This window comes from Bacillus sp. AM 13(2015) (genome assembly GCF_001518755.1).
GTDB classification, from domain to species: domain Bacteria; phylum Bacillota; class Bacilli; order Bacillales; family Bacillaceae; genus Bacillus; species Bacillus safensis.
The window spans coordinates 22,981-38,066 of the sequence record NZ_LKCP01000052.1 but is presented as its reverse complement, the minus strand read 5'-3'; the positions used below and the strand labels follow the sequence as shown (position 1 = coordinate 38,066).

Below are 15,086 nucleotides of genomic sequence, written 5' to 3'. Positions count from 1 at the left end.
AAAAAGGTATCTTCTTCAACTAAAACAAAGCCTAAAAAAGGAAACGACAACAAAGGGCATTAAAATGGCTGTAGTGAAGCCGAATGCTGACGGGTGGCTATGGGTCTATGATAAGCCAAATTGGTCAGCAAAGCACAAAAAAGTAAAGCCGGGTGAAGCATTTACGATTGATAAGACCGTTACGGTAAATGGGGCAAAAATGTATAAGCTTAAATCAGGTCTTTATATCACAGCAGCCACGAAATATGTTCAGGTAAAACAAAAGTAAAATGAAAAGCCCTTCCTTATCGGAGGGGCTTTTTTTGTTTGTCGTAAATTACATACTTTATAACTATGGAAATTACTGTATATTTCAAGTTATGCTTTATTTGGAATTCACAAAGGGGGAGGGTACGATTTTGAACAAAAAGTGGATATCTAGAATTTCTTTATCCATTGTAGCTGCGTTGGGTATTTCCTGTACGCTTGGAGAGTTTGCAGATGCAAAAACTAATCAGTCACAATATGTGCAACAAAATGAAACAGCAGAATCTTTCACCAAGAATGATCCTGAATTATATCAAGGCGCTTTAGACCTTGGCCTATCTGACAAGGACATCTTTAAAATCGACAGTCTTTTCGACAAAGAAGATAAAGCCACAGTGCAAAACGTATTTCTTGTAGCGATGGGGATAATTACAGGCATGGCGGCGGTTGTCGGCACAGGTTATGGGGCTGGCCGTTATATTGCAAAGCAGCTACATAAACGCAAACAGCTTAGTAAGAAATATTACAAAAAACATAGATGGAAATTCAGAGCCGCGCTGGTACCAGTCATCGGTATTGCTGCGACATTTGGCTTTGATGACTACTACATGGACATATGATTATGTTTGAATATATTTTGATTTTACTCATTTTAGCAACTTTGTTACTGACAGTCGTCGAGGTTTCTAAAATCAAACGAGAAAATAAATCCCTCAGAAACGAGATAGAAGACATAAAGAAAAACATCAACAAATGAAACTTGTTGGCCGTCCACCTGGGCGGCTTTTTTATATTACTTGAACTTCCACTCATTCTTCTCTTTATTCCATTCTAATTCATTTCTTGTGATAAGGTTTTTAACAGCCTTACGGATCGTCGGCTCATCCCTACCCGTTTTCCGTTTAAGCTCATCTATTGATGGGTTCTTGCGAAACCGGCTCATATTATAGATGATTCGGTAAAGCTTCCTTTCAAGATCGGTCACGTCTTATCCTCCTAAAAAGAATATATGTTCGATTATAAATGTAAATAAAATCCCCTTCAAGGCGATTTGGAGGGGATATAATAATTTAAAGATATTAAACCAAAGAATTTATTTTGGTTCAATATTTAATATTAATGACATACCTGGGATTTTAGTAAACTGAATCGAGTAATCACCGTCAATTATACTAAGAGACTCTTTATCGTTGTTTGAAAAATCATTTAAGTGTTCAAAGTCAATACCTAGTATATGAAGCACAGCTAATGTATTTCTCATTCCTTGTTCAGATGATATATTTCCTGATCCGGTTGTAAATATGTTCAGGCGAAAGAAGTTTTTATCTAAATCATGCCATGCTTGCAGGTTAAAAGTGCCGCCAAAGTCATCAAGTTGCATTAATAAATCTTTTGTGTAAACTTGACCTCCTGCTACATCAGAGAGTTTATAATCTCCGATTTCATCAAAGTTAATTTTTTCATTATCAAAAGATAAAGCTACTTCGTTATATGCGTTCACGAATTCATCAATTGTGAAATTAAAGTTTTTCTGTGTATTATCAACGTCATCAGTTTCACTATTTTCTTCAATCTCAATGGCCTCAGAATCTTTTTCTTTTGAAGTTGTATTGTTACTGCTACATGCACTTAATGTAGCAATACTTATTATAAGTATGAAAAAAAGCAAAACACGTTTCAATTTAAACCCTCCAAAACAAATAATTACCAAATAAGTCTACCATATTATCGAACAGGAAAGTGGGGTAATAATGTTTTTTCCAAATTAAGAATATTACGGTAATGATGGTCGGGATGTTATAATTTAGTAAGAACAATTCACAATTGGGGTGTGTTATATGCATTTCCGCAAAGAATCAGTTGAAGAAATCATCAAATATGACGATTACCCTTATAAAGTCTATACAAGGGTTTCGACAGACCGAGACGAGCAAATAAGTTCTAAGGAAAACCAAATTGACGTTTGTCGATATTGGATCGAGCAACACAACTATGAATGGGATGACCGTTCTGTTTTGTTAGACGATGGTATCAGCGGAACCGTCCTTGAAGATAGGGCAGCAATGAAATACATTTTTTCATTGGCTGAAAAGAAAGAAATAAAAATGGTTATTTTTAAATCCATTACACGTCTTGCCAGGGATTTGAAAGATGCCCTCTATATTAGAGAGATTTTAGTATCTAACGGTGTCCGTGTCGTGACGCTTGAAGAAGATTATGATAGCCTGTACGAAAGCAAAGCTTCGATGAAATTTGAAATGTCGGCCCTTTTTGCAGAGCAGTTACCTAAATCTATGTCCGTAAACATAAGCGGAGTACTTGCAGCAAAGGCCAGACGAGGAGAGCACTCTGGAAGAATACCGTATGGTTATATGAAAGAGGGGAAATACCTCGTTATTAATGAAAATGAAGCAGAAGTCATAAGGTTGATCTTCCATTTATATAACAACGAGGGATTAGGCCAAAAGAGAGTTACATACGCTTTGCAGGAGAAGTGTAAAGCTGGTGAAATACCTCCGCCCAGGAAAAGAAGTAACTGGCAGCTCACAACGGTACAGACAATTTTAAAAAACCCTATCTATTGTGGAGTTCACATTGCTAATAGACATACGACGATAAAGGTAGATGGACGAAAGAAATTCATTAGAAATCCGCCTGAAAAATGGACTGTTTATGAAGATTTCTGCCCGCCAATTGTTTCTAGAGAAGATTGGGAAAAAGCTAACAATAAACAAACAGTCAATAAAAAGAGAAAATTCACACCTTGGAATGAGTTGAGAAAGTTAATTATTTGTGGGAAATGTGGATCTAAAATGGTGATCATCCAAACTCATCGAGACAAGAAAAATGGAGAGCGGACTTATTGGAAATACCTAAAATGTAGTAATTTCAGAAGGGCCGGGAAAGATGGATGTGTGAATCATGTTCCGATCAAATATGAAGAACTTCGAGATTTTGTGGTTGAAAATCTCATTACATTTTCAGAGGGCATTTCACACGACTTTAAGAAAAATGCTCTTGAACAAAAGGAAAGACAAATTAAAGCCATAAAGGCAGAATTGAAATCTTTAGAGACACAAAACAAAAGGTTGTTAGAACTGTATTTAGAAGATCAAATGATTACAAAAGCCGAATTTCAAACTAAACGGAACGACATTCAGGCCAAAATAACAAATCTTGAACAGAGTTTATTTTCGTTGCAACATGTACAAAATGAGAAGAATTCAATCATCGAAATGAAAGCAGTCATTCAAGAACTTGAAGATAGAGAAAAAGATTTAAAACATGTGTTTGAAAAGCTGATCGATCGTATCGTAATTGATCCAAATGGGAAAATAAACATCTATTACAGATTCAAATGACAGCACGGATAAAGATTTGCAAAAGGTACGCTTAGCAAATGCTAAGCAAACCTTTTGCAAATTAAACCTTTAATCTAAATAACTCCGAAAGTCGTATGTTAATAAGTTACACAATAGGATTATAATTGAATTAACTTATTTATTAGAGCAAAAATTCATACTTCTACGACAATTTACGACAACATTTTTTTGTACTTCATGATAAATTTAACAATGGTAAGGTGATCATATATGACAAGTACAATCGCGAAAGACTTACGGACACATTTAAGAAACTCAATAGAAATGTCTAAAGAAAGTCAAAAACAAGATGTCAACAAAGCTGGGCATAAGCAGTAGTTATTTAAGCAAATTTTTAAATGGTAAGGATGTCTCGTTCTGGATAGTTCATAAGATCATTAATTACATTGACAAAGAGAACGAAATTGAACTCATTTTAAATTATTTTAAAGAAGGCATTAATTCTAAAAATGTTCCTGCTGCTTTAGAATATTGCTATTCTAAACAATTGTACGACTACACAAGTGTGATTGCACGAGAATATAAAAGCAAAAGGAATCCCAAGTCTCGAGAGTTATGTGCTTTATATTCACTAATGATTGAGTCGAGGTTTATATTTGAAAGAAACGCTTTTTTAGATAACTTAAGAAATTTTAAGACCACATTTTTGGAAACTGAAATCATGGTGAAGGTCTTACATGTTTATTATTATTATTTGAATGGTCTTTATGATTTAACTATTTATACTATTGATCAAATAAATGACTTATTGTTTCAGGTTAGTGATCCGTTTCTAAAAATGGCATACGGTGCTAGGTTAGATGAAATTCAAGTTAATATTTACTTAAAGCAAAAAACAGAATTAATCCAGTCAAGAAAAATAGCTAACAGAATTTTGGACAGAAATTTCAGCACAGCTCACAACATTACTGCTTATCATATTTTAGGTCTTTCATATTTTCTAGAATCCTATGAACAATCAATTTCTTATTATCTTAAATGTATTGACCTCTATTCAAAATTCCCTGATAGACAGGCCGAAATAATTGAGAATAAAGAAGAAATAGCTTTCCTTCAAAAATACTGGGATAAAAGAATTAATGATGAATTTGCAGTGAGTGAATTCACCACGTTATTAAAACATGATGGGGATTTAAGCAAATTTTATCAGGATGATAGGTATAATAAATATGCGCTTCTTTTTGATGGAATAACAGAATTGTCATCAGAAAAGTTGCTATTATCCCATCATTATTTTTCAAAAAGCAAAGATTATTTCAGGGCAAGTTTCCCAAAAAATGAATTGAATAGAATTGGATTTAGGTATACACTCTAAGAGTTAGGGGGTGCTATACATGACTAAACGTTTCAATGTAATTGTTTTAACAATTACACTAGGAGCAACAATAGTTGTTTCGGAAATTCACTCACTTATCACTAACAACCCAGAAACAGTATATGAAACAAAAGATGTAAGACCAGGAATGTAAATATAAGATATGAAAAAGACGCTACCTATAATCTGGTATCGTCTTTCGTGTTTTCTGGGGAAGTTTCCTGTTTTCAAAAAATACGAAAACAGGAAATTATTTTAAATATATCTAATATAGACTAAAACGTACATAGAACAAGTATTCCTTGGAGGGTAGTGAAATGGCTATAAAATATGAAGAATTAATGGAGATCATAGAAGCAACAAAAAAAGAAGATCAAAATCAATCCTCTTCAGGTGAATCGTTTTCTAAAAATTTAGCCTTAGAAGCTCTGTAATTTTTAAGGGCATCTAGCATGAAATTACGCTCATCATCTGTTATTTGTTTGCCATCTGCATCTATAATATTTGCATTTTTGATATTTTCAAGAGTTAGTTCTTTCGCGAAAACTACTTTCTCAGCTTCTTTACCCATTTTTTTAAGATCTCTTGGATCAGTAACAAAATAGGTGGGGTCAACATTAAAATAATCAGCAAGCTTTGTCAGAGCTTCCAAAGAAGGGCTTTTAATTTTTCCTGTTTCAAGTTTTGATAAGTAACCGTTACTTAAACCAACTTCTTGAGCAAGTCGCCTTATAGAAAGTTTTGGTTTATGCTCTTCTCTTAACCTTTTTAAGTTGGTACCGATTAATTCATTTTTTTTGTCCATAAATAAGGTCACCTCGATTTAATGCCACTGTGTGTTTGTGTACGACACACGACACACCGCTACAAATAATTATAACATGTAGGTTCCCATAAGAAACATTTAAAAATAATGGTTGCACAAAAAGCTAAAGGCTGGTATATTTTACTTGTGCTTCCTATAGGAAGCGTTTGGGGAGGTGAAAACAATGAACCGCGAAACTGCTTCTTTTGCAGAAAAAATTAAAAAAATAAGGTCAGAAAGAAATGAAACTCAACGCCAATTCGGTTTGGTTACTGGGTTTTCTAGCTCTTATGTTTGTAAGTTGGAAAAAGGGAAAGCTAACCCGTCGCACTCTTCTTTAGTTCAACTAAGTGAAAAATTAAATTTGCCACCGGCTTATTTTTTTTAAATAGAGTGCTTCCTATAGTGATCGAAATTCGAAGGTTAGTCCTACTGTCCACATTGCATATTATGTGTCGAGGTGATCTTTATGGCTAAGAAAAAGCAAAAGAGAAAAAGCAACCTGTTTCTCGGAGAAGTTTTCTTTGGAACAGAAGACAGAGAAAAACTTTTTACTGAGGCTGTGGCACCTTATTACACACCAGTAAAAAAAGAGAAGAACAAAAAAAATAAAGAGGCTTGAAACTTTTGTTTCACCTTTTTTGAAGGACAAGCCTAATCATAAAAAGAGGTGTGAGGTGTAAAGTGAAATGAAATTTGAATTTGAAGATTCTGATCTTGAAATAATTACAAATAGCATTATCGCAAATGTGAGTGCCGCATTAATTACAAAAATTGAAGAGATGTTAATGATTATCGCTTCCAAAGATGAACTACTAACAAAAAAACAGGTATATGAAAACATTTTAAAATGTACTGCTGCTACAGCAGACGAGCTTTATTTTAATCGACCAGATTTCCCGACTCTCGATTTGACAAGTTTACCTGGTGCTCCACGTCAGCATAAAAGATATTCACGAAAAGCGGTAGAAGCTTGGATAGCAGCAAATACAAAAGGAGCTTTAAATCATGGCTGAAATCAAGTTTGTGAAATTGAGCACCAATATGTTTGATGACGAAAAAATAAAGTTAATTGAGCAAATGCCTGAATCTGACACACTATTAATTATCTGGGTCAAATTACTTGCTCAGGCTGGTAAAACTAACGCCTCGGGATATATATATTTAAGCGAAAATGTTCCATACACAGAGGAAATGTTGTCAGCTATTTTTAATCGACCTTTAGGAGTCGTAAGAATGGCTCTCAATACTTTTAAGCAATTCGGCATGATTGAGATTAACGACAACCACTATATAAGTATTTGCAATTGGGAAAAACATCAAAATGTTGATGCGATGAATAAAATCAGGGAAGACACTAGGAAAAGAGTAGCCAAACATAGGGAAAAACAGAAGGCTCTTGCTCTAGAAACTATCGGTAATGTTACATGTAACGTTACAGTAACGCAAAGTAACGAACAAGAAAGAAGAAGTAAGAAAGAAGAAGTAAGAAAGAAGAATAAAGATATATTGTCGGGAAACCCGACTGTGGATGAATTAGAAATCCCATTCAAACTCATAACGGATCTTCTAAACCAAATGTCAGAGAAAAATTACCGTCACACCACACCAAAGACACAGCAACTAATAAAAGCAAGATGGAAAGAGGGATTCAGATTCGATGATTTTAAAAAGGTCATCTTAGCAAAATGCTTTGAATGGCGTGATAACCCTGACATGAGTAAATTCCTTCGTCCCGAAACACTTTTCGGAACAAAATTCGAAGGCTACTTAAACAACAGTGATGAGGTGATAAAGCGTGCACAGCATAAAGGTGGCGGCAGCCGAAGTCATAATCGACAAAATGACCTTCCATTCTGATTACTGTAATAAGCACACATACACCCGTGGCAGTGAAGATGTTGTAAAACCTGTCCGAATGATGGTGATGAATGGGAAAGTTATTTGCCCGCGATGTGAACTGGAAGAAGAGTCAAAGAAATTGCAAAAAGACTTAGAAAAAAAAATTGAATATAGCCAGCGGCAGAAAAAATTTAACACGTTGGAAAAACGCAGCATGTTCAGGGATCGAACTGTCTCACAAGCAACATTTGAAAATTACAATGTTGCTGAGCCAGAAGAGGCCAAGAATAAAAAACGAATGATGGATCTTGTTAAACACTTGCAACAAGGTGAAGTGTTCAACATATTTTTGCAGGGCCATCCGGGAGTGGGGAAGAGTCACCTTGCATATGCAGCACTTAAAGAATTTAATGTGCCTCCTGATCCCGACAATCCTAAAGACAAAGGTCGATCCTGCTTGTTTATCAATATGGAAGATGCTGCTACGGCAATTAAAGATTCATTCAGCAACAAAGAGAGCAAGTACACAGAAGCATATGTGACTCAGTTGATGGGTGAAGTCGATTATCTCGTAATAGATGACATCGGTGCAGAAACAGGCTCTGAACATTCGGATAGTAAAGCCAGCGATTTCATTCATCGTCTCATCTACAAAGTAACATCTGCCCGGCAGGATAAAGTGACGATCTATACAACCAACCTTACTAGCGAAAAGCTGTATCAAATGTATGACAGTAAGCTAGTATCACGCATCACCCAAAAGCAGCAGTACATCATTTTTAAAGACACATCGGACAAGCGTAAAGAAGTATTGCCGTTCTAAGGGAGTGTTAATGCGAAGGTTGATAGTTTAATAGATCAGCTGGCAGTAAGTCTGAGTGACTGAAAAACACAAGGAGGAACCATCATGAAAAAAGGCGGTAGAAAGCCCACGAGAGCCGAAAGGAAGATTTTATTAGTAAATGGATTGAACCCACTTTATTGGCTCGTAGAAAAGAATCTGACGACATCTGTGCATGTTGTACACAAAGAGGTCGGTCGCAGAAAGGAAATTGCGAAATGAGTGTCATTAGAATCATTTTGGATCATGTCAATTTCGAATGGACGATTGTTGGCCTCAAGCGATTTTTGGATTACTGGTACGAAGGCAGGTCAATTGAAGAGATGGCGGAGTTATTTAACCGACCATCAGAAGAAGTGTTAATACTGATGATTGATTTTAGCAAGCGTGGAAAGATCAAGGAGCGACCGAACGGTGTCGGCGCAAACGAGCCTATGTATATCAAAAAATGCACAATGAGCTACAAAAAAAGAGATTTACGCAAGCTGTTTGAACAACAACCGGTTTACTATGCTTGTCCTCAAAACGATTTTATATGGTGTGAAAGGGACATCATAGCTTTTCGGAAGATGTGGCAGGATCATGAGCCGATCAGACATATTGCGAATCGTTTAGCACGCAAGGTTGATGATGTCATGCTGTTGATTATAGATCAAGCAGAGTTAGGTAAGATCGAACCACGTAAAGGCGGCGCACTAGGAAAGGAGTACAAGCAGCATGAAAAGAAAAAGCATCCTGTTGCCATTTGAAAAAGCGACAGCACGCCAGCTGGAAGTCATTGCGAGATATGAAGATTGTCCTAAGAAGATAAAGACATTAGCCGTTCACCACCTCAAAAAGAGAGGAGGCATCAAGTAATGACCAGTGAAGATAGAGCGTTAATGATCGAGTGGTTGAGCCTTACTAATGTTGGTCGTGAATATTGCGAAAAACTATCAGACGAAGAACTCGAAAAAATATACAATCTCAACGTGCCACAGCGTGACGAATAAAAGGAGGTGAGCATATTGGAAACTGTAGTGAATTCATACAAAGCAGGTCCAGTTAAAGCGTGGGTTATGTCAGAGGATGAACTAGCAGCATATAGGCAGCAACATCCACCCAAGCCATATAAAAAGAGACTCAAACGAAAAGACTGGCGTTGGAAGCGCACAGATCAATCCGTCGAGTCTCAGCGGTAAGAATTCACATCAGTTCAATGTGAGTAATTAAACTTAGGAACCTTAATTATATCACATTGGAGTGAAGATTGTGAATAGACCACAGACTGTCTCATTAACAAATAACGAGCCTTTCACAACATTAGTTGAACAAGGAAAGGTACAAGTGATCGTGCTGGACGGGATCAACAACACAGCGCATTACATAGAGGCTCCCGAACACGGTCACACAATCATTGAAACGATTAAAGGAAGTTTCGACCGAGTTAGATTTGATTTTAGTTATAAAACTAAACGATAGCAGGGGTTTATCCCCTGCGGGGGAGGAAATATCATGAATTTACCTAAACATGTCGAGCTTTCGCAGGCAGTCAAAGCCTGCAAAAACCAAGCAATGACGATTGATGATGCAGCTGCTCACTTAGGCGTACCGAAATTTTTTGTACCAGTGCTTGCTGATAGTTGCCCTGATCTGATCATCGAAGGAAATGTAGTCATGGCAAAGCGTGAGTCAAACGGACCTGTCATCTTCACGCTGCTGGCTTTCATGTCCTTTATCGTGATCGCTGGATTGATGAGCGGAATTGGATAATAGACAAGCAGGGAATTATTCTCCTGCTAGTCCAACGATAATTAAAGATATTGAATTGAGAGCAGTAATTAAAGATTGCAGCAAATCTTTGAAATATTTCGTAATTCTAGTGATTACATTTTCTCTATTAAGATTCATTTTTATCACCACCTCTTATAAGAATAAACATATTATATACCAAAACGAGAACTTGTGTTCGTATTTTTAAAAGTATTTAAGAATAATTAGGAGGAGAAGGTATGAACACCCAAAAAATAACTATTCCTGATCGTGACTCAAATGGTTGCTTGATCGGTTTTAGAGAATTAAATGTGCTTTGGGAATGCCCTACATGTGGATGCGAAATGTGCGAGCCTCAACTCACACAACATGCCGAAGATGGCTTTTATGGGAGTGTTCACACTTGGGAGAGCAAGTGCGGGCATGTAGCAAAATACGCAGACTTAAAGGAGATAAGCGGATGAAGCTCAATAAAAAGCAACAGCGGCAAATCATTGAGCGAATGAACGACTTTGGAGAAAGAGGAGTTCGTTCGAATGGAGCGGATAAAGAAGCTGTTGCCGGAATGGCCACTCTTATTTGGATGCTGCAGGTCTTAAATATCGATACTGAATCATTAAAGGAGGAAGCACGATGAACGAAAATAACCCGATTATCTATTCAGTCATTGAGAAATTGCATAAGCAGCAGGAAAAAGGCCTGCAAAAGTACGGGGGTGAGGTCAAAACCTCTTCCTACGACTTAAAAGGCTGGTTGCAACATGCGCAGGAAGAAGCGATTGATTTTGCGACATACCTAGAAACAGCCATTCAAAAATTAGAAGAACAAGTTAAAAGCAAAGAGGAAATGAAGTTTTATGAGGTGCATGATCCATATTACGCTTTGATCAAAGCACGCAATGAAGAAAGTGCTATGAAAATCTACACTGATACCGTTGCCGATGATGAAGTGGGAGAACTTGCAGAGAACATCAAAGAAGTAACAGGACTATATGCAGCAGCGAAATTCAGCCGCATTCCTGGAGAAGATAAAGAATTAATACCATTTGAAGAAGTCCTTGAGGATTTAACTAGCGACGGAGAAATGATGCTGGCTGTAGACGGTAACTTGATATGAAGAAATCACATGATATCATTCGTGTTCAACTTTTCTATAGAGGCTTGCCGATAGAAGATAACTTCTTCTTATACATCGAGAATGCCCAAAAATGCTTTGACCAACACATAAAGGATCATTCTAATGATCTAGCATCAAAAGAGGATTTACACGGGTCAGAGCCATTAAAAATAAACACAAAAATTAACGGTAGAGACAAGGAAGCTACAATGCACGTTTGGAACAAAGTTTCTTCTGAACATGAAGAATACGATATTGAACCGATGTCCGTTTTGCTGGAATTCATAGAAGCTGGGGATTGAAAGGAGAATGATGATGAAAAAACTACTAATCACACTAACTATTATTATTGCGGCGGTGCTTTATGCGCCGTCTGCTGCGGCAGTAACGAGCGGTTATAAATCAATTGGAGGGCATACAGTCAGCGTATCAACTGACGCCAATTCATACACACCGAGAGCCAAAAGCATTGATGTCACAGCACGCAAAACAGGCAATGAAACAGTATACTACCGCTTCACGCTTCAAAAGAAGGTGAGCGGCAAATGGAAAGATCAGCGATTCAGCTTGGTTGGATCATTTAAGAACGCCACACCAGCAAAAGAGTTTTACATCGTCAATCATACTGCTGGCACGCATCGTATCAAAATGACGATCTACAAAAACAGCAATTGGACGGGCGTTAAGGGCTACATCTACACGCCAGCTTTCGAGGTGAAATAAAATGTTATAATTAAATCAAAAAGGATTGTTTTAGATGGAATTGTTAAAAACTTTAATTTTTGGTTTAATTTCTACAATTATTACTAGTTTTTTGTTTAAATTCTTAGATAGAAAAGAATATAAAAACAAAGTTGAAATTGCAAATTCAGAGTTAATTAAAACGCTGAAATACTTTATTTCAGAAGGAGAAGCTTTAAATATTCCGTTAATTGAAACCCTGTGTATTTCGTATTCACAATCATACAAAATAAAGAGCAGAGATATGAATAAGGTAGTGGATGTGATTAATCACCTTATCAAAGAAGTTTTTGAGACAAGTTTTTTATCAAGTTCACAAAAATCAAAAATATCAGTAGAACTATTAGAATTGAAAGAATTAAGTTTGAAATCCAACCATTTGGATAACTTAAACAATGAGGATAGCGATGATACTGAAAAAAGTATTCCTACAATTTTCACTTGGGCAATTGGTTCATTTATTACTTTCTTTATTACAGCGTTTATTTTAGAATTTTTAAATTTCAAACTTAACTTTCTCAAGGATGATAATGATAATTATTCATTAATTCTTTTAACGATTTCTGCCGTGATATCTTTCATAATAATGATGGCGACAATATTTACTCCTAGAAAAAAATAAGTCCAAGACGGAGAGCCTGCGGACACTGATCAACGCCTTTTACGGGTGCTGGTTGGTGTCCGTTTTTTATTTGTCGGAAAGGAGCAGCCATGAAGAAGGAAAAGCCCCAAAAAAAGCCGCAGGAGCTTACAGAAAGAGAGATACGGGAGCTTATGGGGCAAAACATGCAAAGACTGAGAAGAGCCAAAGGTGGGGCAATGCGCAGAAAATAAAGGGGGGAATTATCATGAATCAAACAAGTTTAGACATTCCGCAGATCGACGAGGAAAAAACTAGAGCAAAGATGGAAAGAATGCTAGAAAAGTATAAAATGTTAAGGCTTCAAACTCCAGAAGACTTTCTTCCTAAGATCACAACAACTTACACGATTACGCCGCCTAGCTTTTCCAATCAGTTTCATTCATCCACAGAAGAAGCAGCTCTTAAAAAAATGGATTGGGAGATTGAGCGTGAAAAATATATGAAGCGAATCGAAAAGGGCATTAATCGTCTAACGCAAAAAGAGCGGCGCATCTTAGTTATGCTCTATATGCAGGATGAAGAAATGTATGATTATGAGATTTACGCTGAAATGGGCCTCAGCCAGCGGAATTACTATCGTGTTAAAAACAAAGCATACTATCGACTGGCCTTTGCACTTAGAGAAGAAGTGTACAAGAAGGGGGATAAATCATGAATTTTGTTCAGCCAATAAGGGACCTTGATCAGATCCATTATATAAAGAAATATCTTGGAGAGCGGAACAAACGAAACCTGTTGCTTTTTGTGGCCGGAATCAATTTAGGCTTGAGAATATCTGATCTTCTTCAATTACGTGTTAAAGATGTTAAGAAACAGTATGTGTCTTTAAGGGAGAAGAAGACAGGCAAAGAAAAAAGAATCAAGATAAACAAGACACTTCGGAAAGCACTAGATCAATATATTAAAGATCGTGATGATCAAGAGTATGTATTTAGAAGCAGAGAGGGACTAAACAAACCCATTAGTCGCAGCAGTGCATACAACATCTTGAGAGAGGCAGCGGAGTATGTTGGGCTTGATAGCATAGGTACACATACATTAAGGAAAACATTTGGATACTGGCATTATAAGAAGTTCAAGGATGTGGCCTTGCTGCAAGAAATATTCAATCATTCAACACCTGACGTTACATTACGATATATCGGGATTACACAAGATACAATGGACAAAACCATGGACAATTTTGGTTTATAATTATGTTGGAATTTATCTGACAACGTTATGTTATTCTGTTTAGTAATGTTCTTGATTTAGTTTGAAAAAAAGTTATATTATAGATAAAACTTAAATGGAGTGAAAAACTTTGACAGAACATATGGAATTGGAAAATAAGTACTTTAAAAAATTTATTATACCTCTCCTTAATCAACAAAGCGACCCGGATGAGATATATCACTACACAAATATTCATGGATTTGAAGGGATAATTAGTGGTGATGTTAAGGATGAAAAAGGTGTTTTTTGGGCTACTCATTCTGATTTTTTAAATGATAAAACAGAAATGAAGTATACATTAAACTTAAGTAAAGATATTTTTAAGGATGTGTGTAAAGAAAGAGGTTTAACCGAAGAACAAATAAAAGAGTACACAGAGCTTTATGAAAAAAAAATAATTGAAAAAGCTTTTAATGGTAGATATATATGGGAGTTTTACACTGTTTCTTTTAGCATAAATCCAGATTCGAATTTATTGTGGTCAAATTATTCAAATAATGATGGTTACAATATTAAATTTGAATTTAAGAAATTAATTAAAGAAAATGAAGCTTATTGTTCTCATGTTATTTACGATAGAGAAAAACATGAAGATTCATTAAAAGGATTATTATTAGATTTATTAGATATATTTCTTAAACCAGGTTATCCAGGTAAAATAAGAGGTGAGGATAAAGATGATTTTATGTGGGCTATCCAAACTTTATCATGGTTTTCTATCTTTTTTAAAGATAAATGCTTTTCTCAAGAAGAAGAATTTAGAATTGTATTTCCTTTACGTGAAGCAGAAAAAAATAATTACAAATGCAGAATATCAAATGGAACTTTCATTCCTTTTATAGAAAGGAAGTTTAGTAAAGAAATAGTTACTGGTGTCACTATTGGACCTAAGAACAATATGGATATCAATAAGGAAGGACTTCATAAATTCCTTAAATTAAATAAAATTGAGATACCTCTTGAAGAAATTGATAATTCGGCAATACCCTACAGGTATTAAATAAATATTTACGTACAGACTCACTAATACTTAACATAGGGAGTCTTTTTTTGCGCATTTTTTACAACTAACCATAATGAGAAAATATCCAACTCATTTTAAGGAAATGGCTGAAAAGCAAGAGGGGCAAAGGATTCAGCGATTCCCTGAGTTAGACACAATAATAGATATGGTGAATTGGTGGATT

The 15,086-nt window shown here is 35.9% G+C and carries 29 protein-coding genes; 26 read left to right on the top strand and 3 right to left on the bottom strand.

Translation table 11 applies throughout. From position 1 onward, the window contains the following. Both AOQ70_RS19705 and AOQ70_RS08140 read left to right on the top strand, forming a co-directional pair. Nucleotides 1-268 (top strand): DUF5776 domain-containing protein (locus AOQ70_RS19705; protein ID WP_231730848.1); only part of this gene is annotated, 268 nt, incomplete at its 5' end. 130 nt (nt 269-398) lie between these two features. After that, complete coding sequence (locus AOQ70_RS08140) at nt 399-866, top strand: hypothetical protein (protein WP_059375666.1); 468 nt, start codon at nt 399-401, stop codon at nt 864-866. 173 nt (nt 867-1,039) lie between these two features. Here AOQ70_RS08140 and AOQ70_RS08135 read toward each other — a convergent pair whose 3' ends face one another. Together AOQ70_RS08135 and AOQ70_RS08130 are read right to left on the bottom strand one after the other, a co-directional pair. After that, nucleotides 1,040-1,231: a helix-turn-helix domain-containing protein gene (locus AOQ70_RS08135; protein WP_059375663.1), complete on the bottom strand. Its 192-nt coding sequence runs from the start codon at nt 1,229-1,231 to the stop codon at nt 1,040-1,042. 108 nt (nt 1,232-1,339) lie between these two features. Continuing rightward, complete coding sequence (locus AOQ70_RS08130) at nt 1,340-1,927, bottom strand: hypothetical protein (RefSeq protein ID WP_059375660.1); 588 nt, start codon at nt 1,925-1,927, stop codon at nt 1,340-1,342. 157 nt (nt 1,928-2,084) lie between these two features. On the opposite strand from AOQ70_RS08130, the gene AOQ70_RS08125 reads away from it, so the two are divergent. From AOQ70_RS08125 to AOQ70_RS20085, 3 genes are all read left to right on the top strand, one after another. Next, nucleotides 2,085-3,608, top strand: coding sequence for a recombinase family protein (locus AOQ70_RS08125; RefSeq protein ID WP_059375657.1), 1,524 nt, complete (start codon nt 2,085-2,087; stop codon nt 3,606-3,608). 310 nt (nt 3,609-3,918) lie between these two features. Then, a complete protein-coding gene (locus AOQ70_RS08120; protein WP_231730847.1) occupies nt 3,919-4,944 on the top strand; it encodes an AimR family lysis-lysogeny pheromone receptor in 1,026 nt (341 codons plus the stop codon). A 19-nt stretch (nt 4,945-4,963) separates the two neighbouring features. Next, nucleotides 4,964-5,098 carry a hypothetical protein gene (locus tag AOQ70_RS20085; protein ID WP_260852374.1) on the top strand — a complete coding sequence of 45 codons (135 nt, stop codon included), beginning with the start codon at nt 4,964-4,966 and terminating at the stop codon, nt 5,096-5,098. A 225-nt stretch (nt 5,099-5,323) separates the two neighbouring features. On the opposite strand, the gene AOQ70_RS08115 is transcribed toward AOQ70_RS20085, so the two are convergent. Then, nucleotides 5,324-5,749 (bottom strand): helix-turn-helix domain-containing protein, encoded by a 426-nt coding sequence (locus tag AOQ70_RS08115; RefSeq protein WP_059375654.1) that lies wholly within the window; start codon nt 5,747-5,749, stop codon nt 5,324-5,326. Between the two features lie 184 nt (nt 5,750-5,933). On the opposite strand from AOQ70_RS08115, the gene AOQ70_RS08110 reads away from it, so the two are divergent. The 21 genes from AOQ70_RS08110 (at nt 5,934) to AOQ70_RS08035 (ending at nt 14,899) form a co-directional block, all read left to right on the top strand. After that, nucleotides 5,934-6,137, top strand: a complete 204-nt coding sequence (locus AOQ70_RS08110; RefSeq protein ID WP_059375651.1) for a helix-turn-helix domain-containing protein — start codon at nt 5,934-5,936, stop codon at nt 6,135-6,137. A gap of 81 nt (nt 6,138-6,218) precedes the next feature. Further along, nucleotides 6,219-6,371 (top strand): hypothetical protein, encoded by a 153-nt coding sequence (locus tag AOQ70_RS19700; RefSeq protein ID WP_169738191.1) that lies wholly within the window; start codon nt 6,219-6,221, stop codon nt 6,369-6,371. Nucleotides 6,372-6,438: 67 nt separating this feature from the next. Beyond that, nucleotides 6,439-6,765: a hypothetical protein gene (locus tag AOQ70_RS08105; protein ID WP_059375649.1), complete on the top strand. Its 327-nt coding sequence runs from the start codon at nt 6,439-6,441 to the stop codon at nt 6,763-6,765. Next, nucleotides 6,758-7,609 carry a phage replisome organizer N-terminal domain-containing protein gene (locus AOQ70_RS08100; RefSeq protein ID WP_059375646.1) on the top strand — a complete coding sequence of 284 codons (852 nt, stop codon included), beginning with the start codon at nt 6,758-6,760 and terminating at the stop codon, nt 7,607-7,609. The genes AOQ70_RS08105 and AOQ70_RS08100 overlap by 8 nt, the downstream gene beginning before the upstream one ends. Next, entirely contained in the window at nt 7,548-8,414 is an 867-nt protein-coding gene (locus AOQ70_RS08095; protein ID WP_231730846.1) for an AAA family ATPase, read from the top strand. Before AOQ70_RS08100 ends, AOQ70_RS08095 begins: the two co-directional genes overlap by 62 nt. An 84-nt stretch (nt 8,415-8,498) precedes the next feature. Then, on the top strand, nt 8,499-8,654 hold the full coding sequence (locus AOQ70_RS19695) for a DUF6906 family protein (protein ID WP_197414601.1): 156 nt from the start codon (nt 8,499-8,501) through the stop codon (nt 8,652-8,654). Next, complete coding sequence (locus AOQ70_RS08090) at nt 8,651-9,181, top strand: hypothetical protein (protein WP_059375640.1); 531 nt, start codon at nt 8,651-8,653, stop codon at nt 9,179-9,181. Before AOQ70_RS19695 ends, AOQ70_RS08090 begins: the two co-directional genes overlap by 4 nt. Beyond that, nucleotides 9,150-9,290, top strand: a complete 141-nt coding sequence (locus AOQ70_RS19690) for a hypothetical protein (protein ID WP_197414600.1) — start codon at nt 9,150-9,152, stop codon at nt 9,288-9,290. The genes AOQ70_RS08090 and AOQ70_RS19690 overlap by 32 nt, the downstream gene beginning before the upstream one ends. Further along, nucleotides 9,290-9,424, top strand: coding sequence for a BH0509 family protein (locus AOQ70_RS19560; RefSeq protein WP_156417739.1), 135 nt, complete (start codon nt 9,290-9,292; stop codon nt 9,422-9,424). Before AOQ70_RS19690 ends, AOQ70_RS19560 begins: the two co-directional genes overlap by 1 nt. Nucleotides 9,425-9,439: 15 nt before the next feature. Next, nucleotides 9,440-9,613, top strand: a complete 174-nt coding sequence (locus AOQ70_RS19685) for a hypothetical protein (RefSeq protein ID WP_197414599.1) — start codon at nt 9,440-9,442, stop codon at nt 9,611-9,613. 70 nt (nt 9,614-9,683) lie between these two features. Then, nucleotides 9,684-9,893: an XtrA/YqaO family protein gene (locus tag AOQ70_RS08085; protein ID WP_059375637.1), complete on the top strand. Its 210-nt coding sequence runs from the start codon at nt 9,684-9,686 to the stop codon at nt 9,891-9,893. 33 nt (nt 9,894-9,926) lie between these two features. Continuing rightward, nucleotides 9,927-10,184, top strand: a complete 258-nt coding sequence (locus AOQ70_RS08080; RefSeq protein WP_059375634.1) for a hypothetical protein — start codon at nt 9,927-9,929, stop codon at nt 10,182-10,184. A gap of 239 nt (nt 10,185-10,423) precedes the next feature. After that, nucleotides 10,424-10,648, top strand: a complete 225-nt coding sequence (locus AOQ70_RS08075; protein ID WP_059375633.1) for a hypothetical protein — start codon at nt 10,424-10,426, stop codon at nt 10,646-10,648. Then, complete coding sequence (locus tag AOQ70_RS19555; RefSeq protein WP_156417738.1) at nt 10,645-10,821, top strand: hypothetical protein; 177 nt, start codon at nt 10,645-10,647, stop codon at nt 10,819-10,821. Before AOQ70_RS08075 ends, AOQ70_RS19555 begins: the two co-directional genes overlap by 4 nt. Further along, on the top strand, nt 10,818-11,300 hold the full coding sequence (locus AOQ70_RS19220; protein WP_082700829.1) for a hypothetical protein: 483 nt from the start codon (nt 10,818-10,820) through the stop codon (nt 11,298-11,300). Before AOQ70_RS19555 ends, AOQ70_RS19220 begins: the two co-directional genes overlap by 4 nt. After that, entirely contained in the window at nt 11,297-11,602 is a 306-nt protein-coding gene (locus AOQ70_RS08060; protein ID WP_059375631.1) for a hypothetical protein, read from the top strand. Before AOQ70_RS19220 ends, AOQ70_RS08060 begins: the two co-directional genes overlap by 4 nt. A 13-nt stretch (nt 11,603-11,615) precedes the next feature. Then, nucleotides 11,616-12,023, top strand: coding sequence for a hypothetical protein (locus AOQ70_RS08055; protein ID WP_059375628.1), 408 nt, complete (start codon nt 11,616-11,618; stop codon nt 12,021-12,023). A gap of 34 nt (nt 12,024-12,057) precedes the next feature. Next, nucleotides 12,058-12,663 (top strand): hypothetical protein, encoded by a 606-nt coding sequence (locus tag AOQ70_RS08050; protein ID WP_059375626.1) that lies wholly within the window; start codon nt 12,058-12,060, stop codon nt 12,661-12,663. Nucleotides 12,664-12,889: 226 nt separating this feature from the next. Further along, entirely contained in the window at nt 12,890-13,339 is a 450-nt protein-coding gene (locus AOQ70_RS08045) for an ArpU family phage packaging/lysis transcriptional regulator (protein WP_059375624.1), read from the top strand. Continuing rightward, nucleotides 13,336-13,878, top strand: coding sequence for a site-specific integrase (locus AOQ70_RS08040; RefSeq protein WP_059375623.1), 543 nt, complete (start codon nt 13,336-13,338; stop codon nt 13,876-13,878). The genes AOQ70_RS08045 and AOQ70_RS08040 overlap by 4 nt, the downstream gene beginning before the upstream one ends. A 109-nt stretch (nt 13,879-13,987) precedes the next feature. Beyond that, a complete protein-coding gene (locus tag AOQ70_RS08035; protein ID WP_059375620.1) occupies nt 13,988-14,899 on the top strand; it encodes a DUF2971 domain-containing protein in 912 nt (303 codons plus the stop codon). The last annotated feature ends 187 nt before the right edge of the window (nt 14,900-15,086 follow it).

Coding starts and splice junctions, on each gene's coding strand:
- AOQ70_RS08125 (WP_059375657.1), top strand. CDS start 2,085: ATGCATTTCCGCAAAGAATCAGTTGAAGAAATCATCAAATATGACGAT.
- AOQ70_RS08120 (WP_231730847.1), top strand. CDS start 3,919: ATGTCAACAAAGCTGGGCATAAGCAGTAGTTATTTAAGCAAATTTTTA.
- AOQ70_RS20085 (WP_260852374.1), top strand. CDS start 4,964: ATGACTAAACGTTTCAATGTAATTGTTTTAACAATTACACTAGGAGCA.
- AOQ70_RS08115 (WP_059375654.1), bottom strand. CDS start 5,749: ATGGACAAAAAAAATGAATTAATCGGTACCAACTTAAAAAGGTTAAGA.
- AOQ70_RS08110 (WP_059375651.1), top strand. CDS start 5,934: ATGAACCGCGAAACTGCTTCTTTTGCAGAAAAAATTAAAAAAATAAGG.
- AOQ70_RS19700 (WP_169738191.1), top strand. CDS start 6,219: ATGGCTAAGAAAAAGCAAAAGAGAAAAAGCAACCTGTTTCTCGGAGAA.
- AOQ70_RS08105 (WP_059375649.1), top strand. CDS start 6,439: ATGAAATTTGAATTTGAAGATTCTGATCTTGAAATAATTACAAATAGC.
- AOQ70_RS08100 (WP_059375646.1), top strand. CDS start 6,758: ATGGCTGAAATCAAGTTTGTGAAATTGAGCACCAATATGTTTGATGAC.
- AOQ70_RS19695 (WP_197414601.1), top strand. CDS start 8,499: ATGAAAAAAGGCGGTAGAAAGCCCACGAGAGCCGAAAGGAAGATTTTA.
- AOQ70_RS08090 (WP_059375640.1), top strand. CDS start 8,651: ATGAGTGTCATTAGAATCATTTTGGATCATGTCAATTTCGAATGGACG.
- AOQ70_RS19690 (WP_197414600.1), top strand. CDS start 9,150: ATGAAAAGAAAAAGCATCCTGTTGCCATTTGAAAAAGCGACAGCACGC.
- AOQ70_RS19560 (WP_156417739.1), top strand. CDS start 9,290: ATGACCAGTGAAGATAGAGCGTTAATGATCGAGTGGTTGAGCCTTACT.
- AOQ70_RS08080 (WP_059375634.1), top strand. CDS start 9,927: ATGAATTTACCTAAACATGTCGAGCTTTCGCAGGCAGTCAAAGCCTGC.
- AOQ70_RS08075 (WP_059375633.1), top strand. CDS start 10,424: ATGAACACCCAAAAAATAACTATTCCTGATCGTGACTCAAATGGTTGC.
- AOQ70_RS19555 (WP_156417738.1), top strand. CDS start 10,645: ATGAAGCTCAATAAAAAGCAACAGCGGCAAATCATTGAGCGAATGAAC.
- AOQ70_RS19220 (WP_082700829.1), top strand. CDS start 10,818: ATGAACGAAAATAACCCGATTATCTATTCAGTCATTGAGAAATTGCAT.
- AOQ70_RS08060 (WP_059375631.1), top strand. CDS start 11,297: ATGAAGAAATCACATGATATCATTCGTGTTCAACTTTTCTATAGAGGC.
- AOQ70_RS08055 (WP_059375628.1), top strand. CDS start 11,616: ATGAAAAAACTACTAATCACACTAACTATTATTATTGCGGCGGTGCTT.
- AOQ70_RS08050 (WP_059375626.1), top strand. CDS start 12,058: ATGGAATTGTTAAAAACTTTAATTTTTGGTTTAATTTCTACAATTATT.
- AOQ70_RS08045 (WP_059375624.1), top strand. CDS start 12,890: ATGAATCAAACAAGTTTAGACATTCCGCAGATCGACGAGGAAAAAACT.
- AOQ70_RS08040 (WP_059375623.1), top strand. CDS start 13,336: ATGAATTTTGTTCAGCCAATAAGGGACCTTGATCAGATCCATTATATA.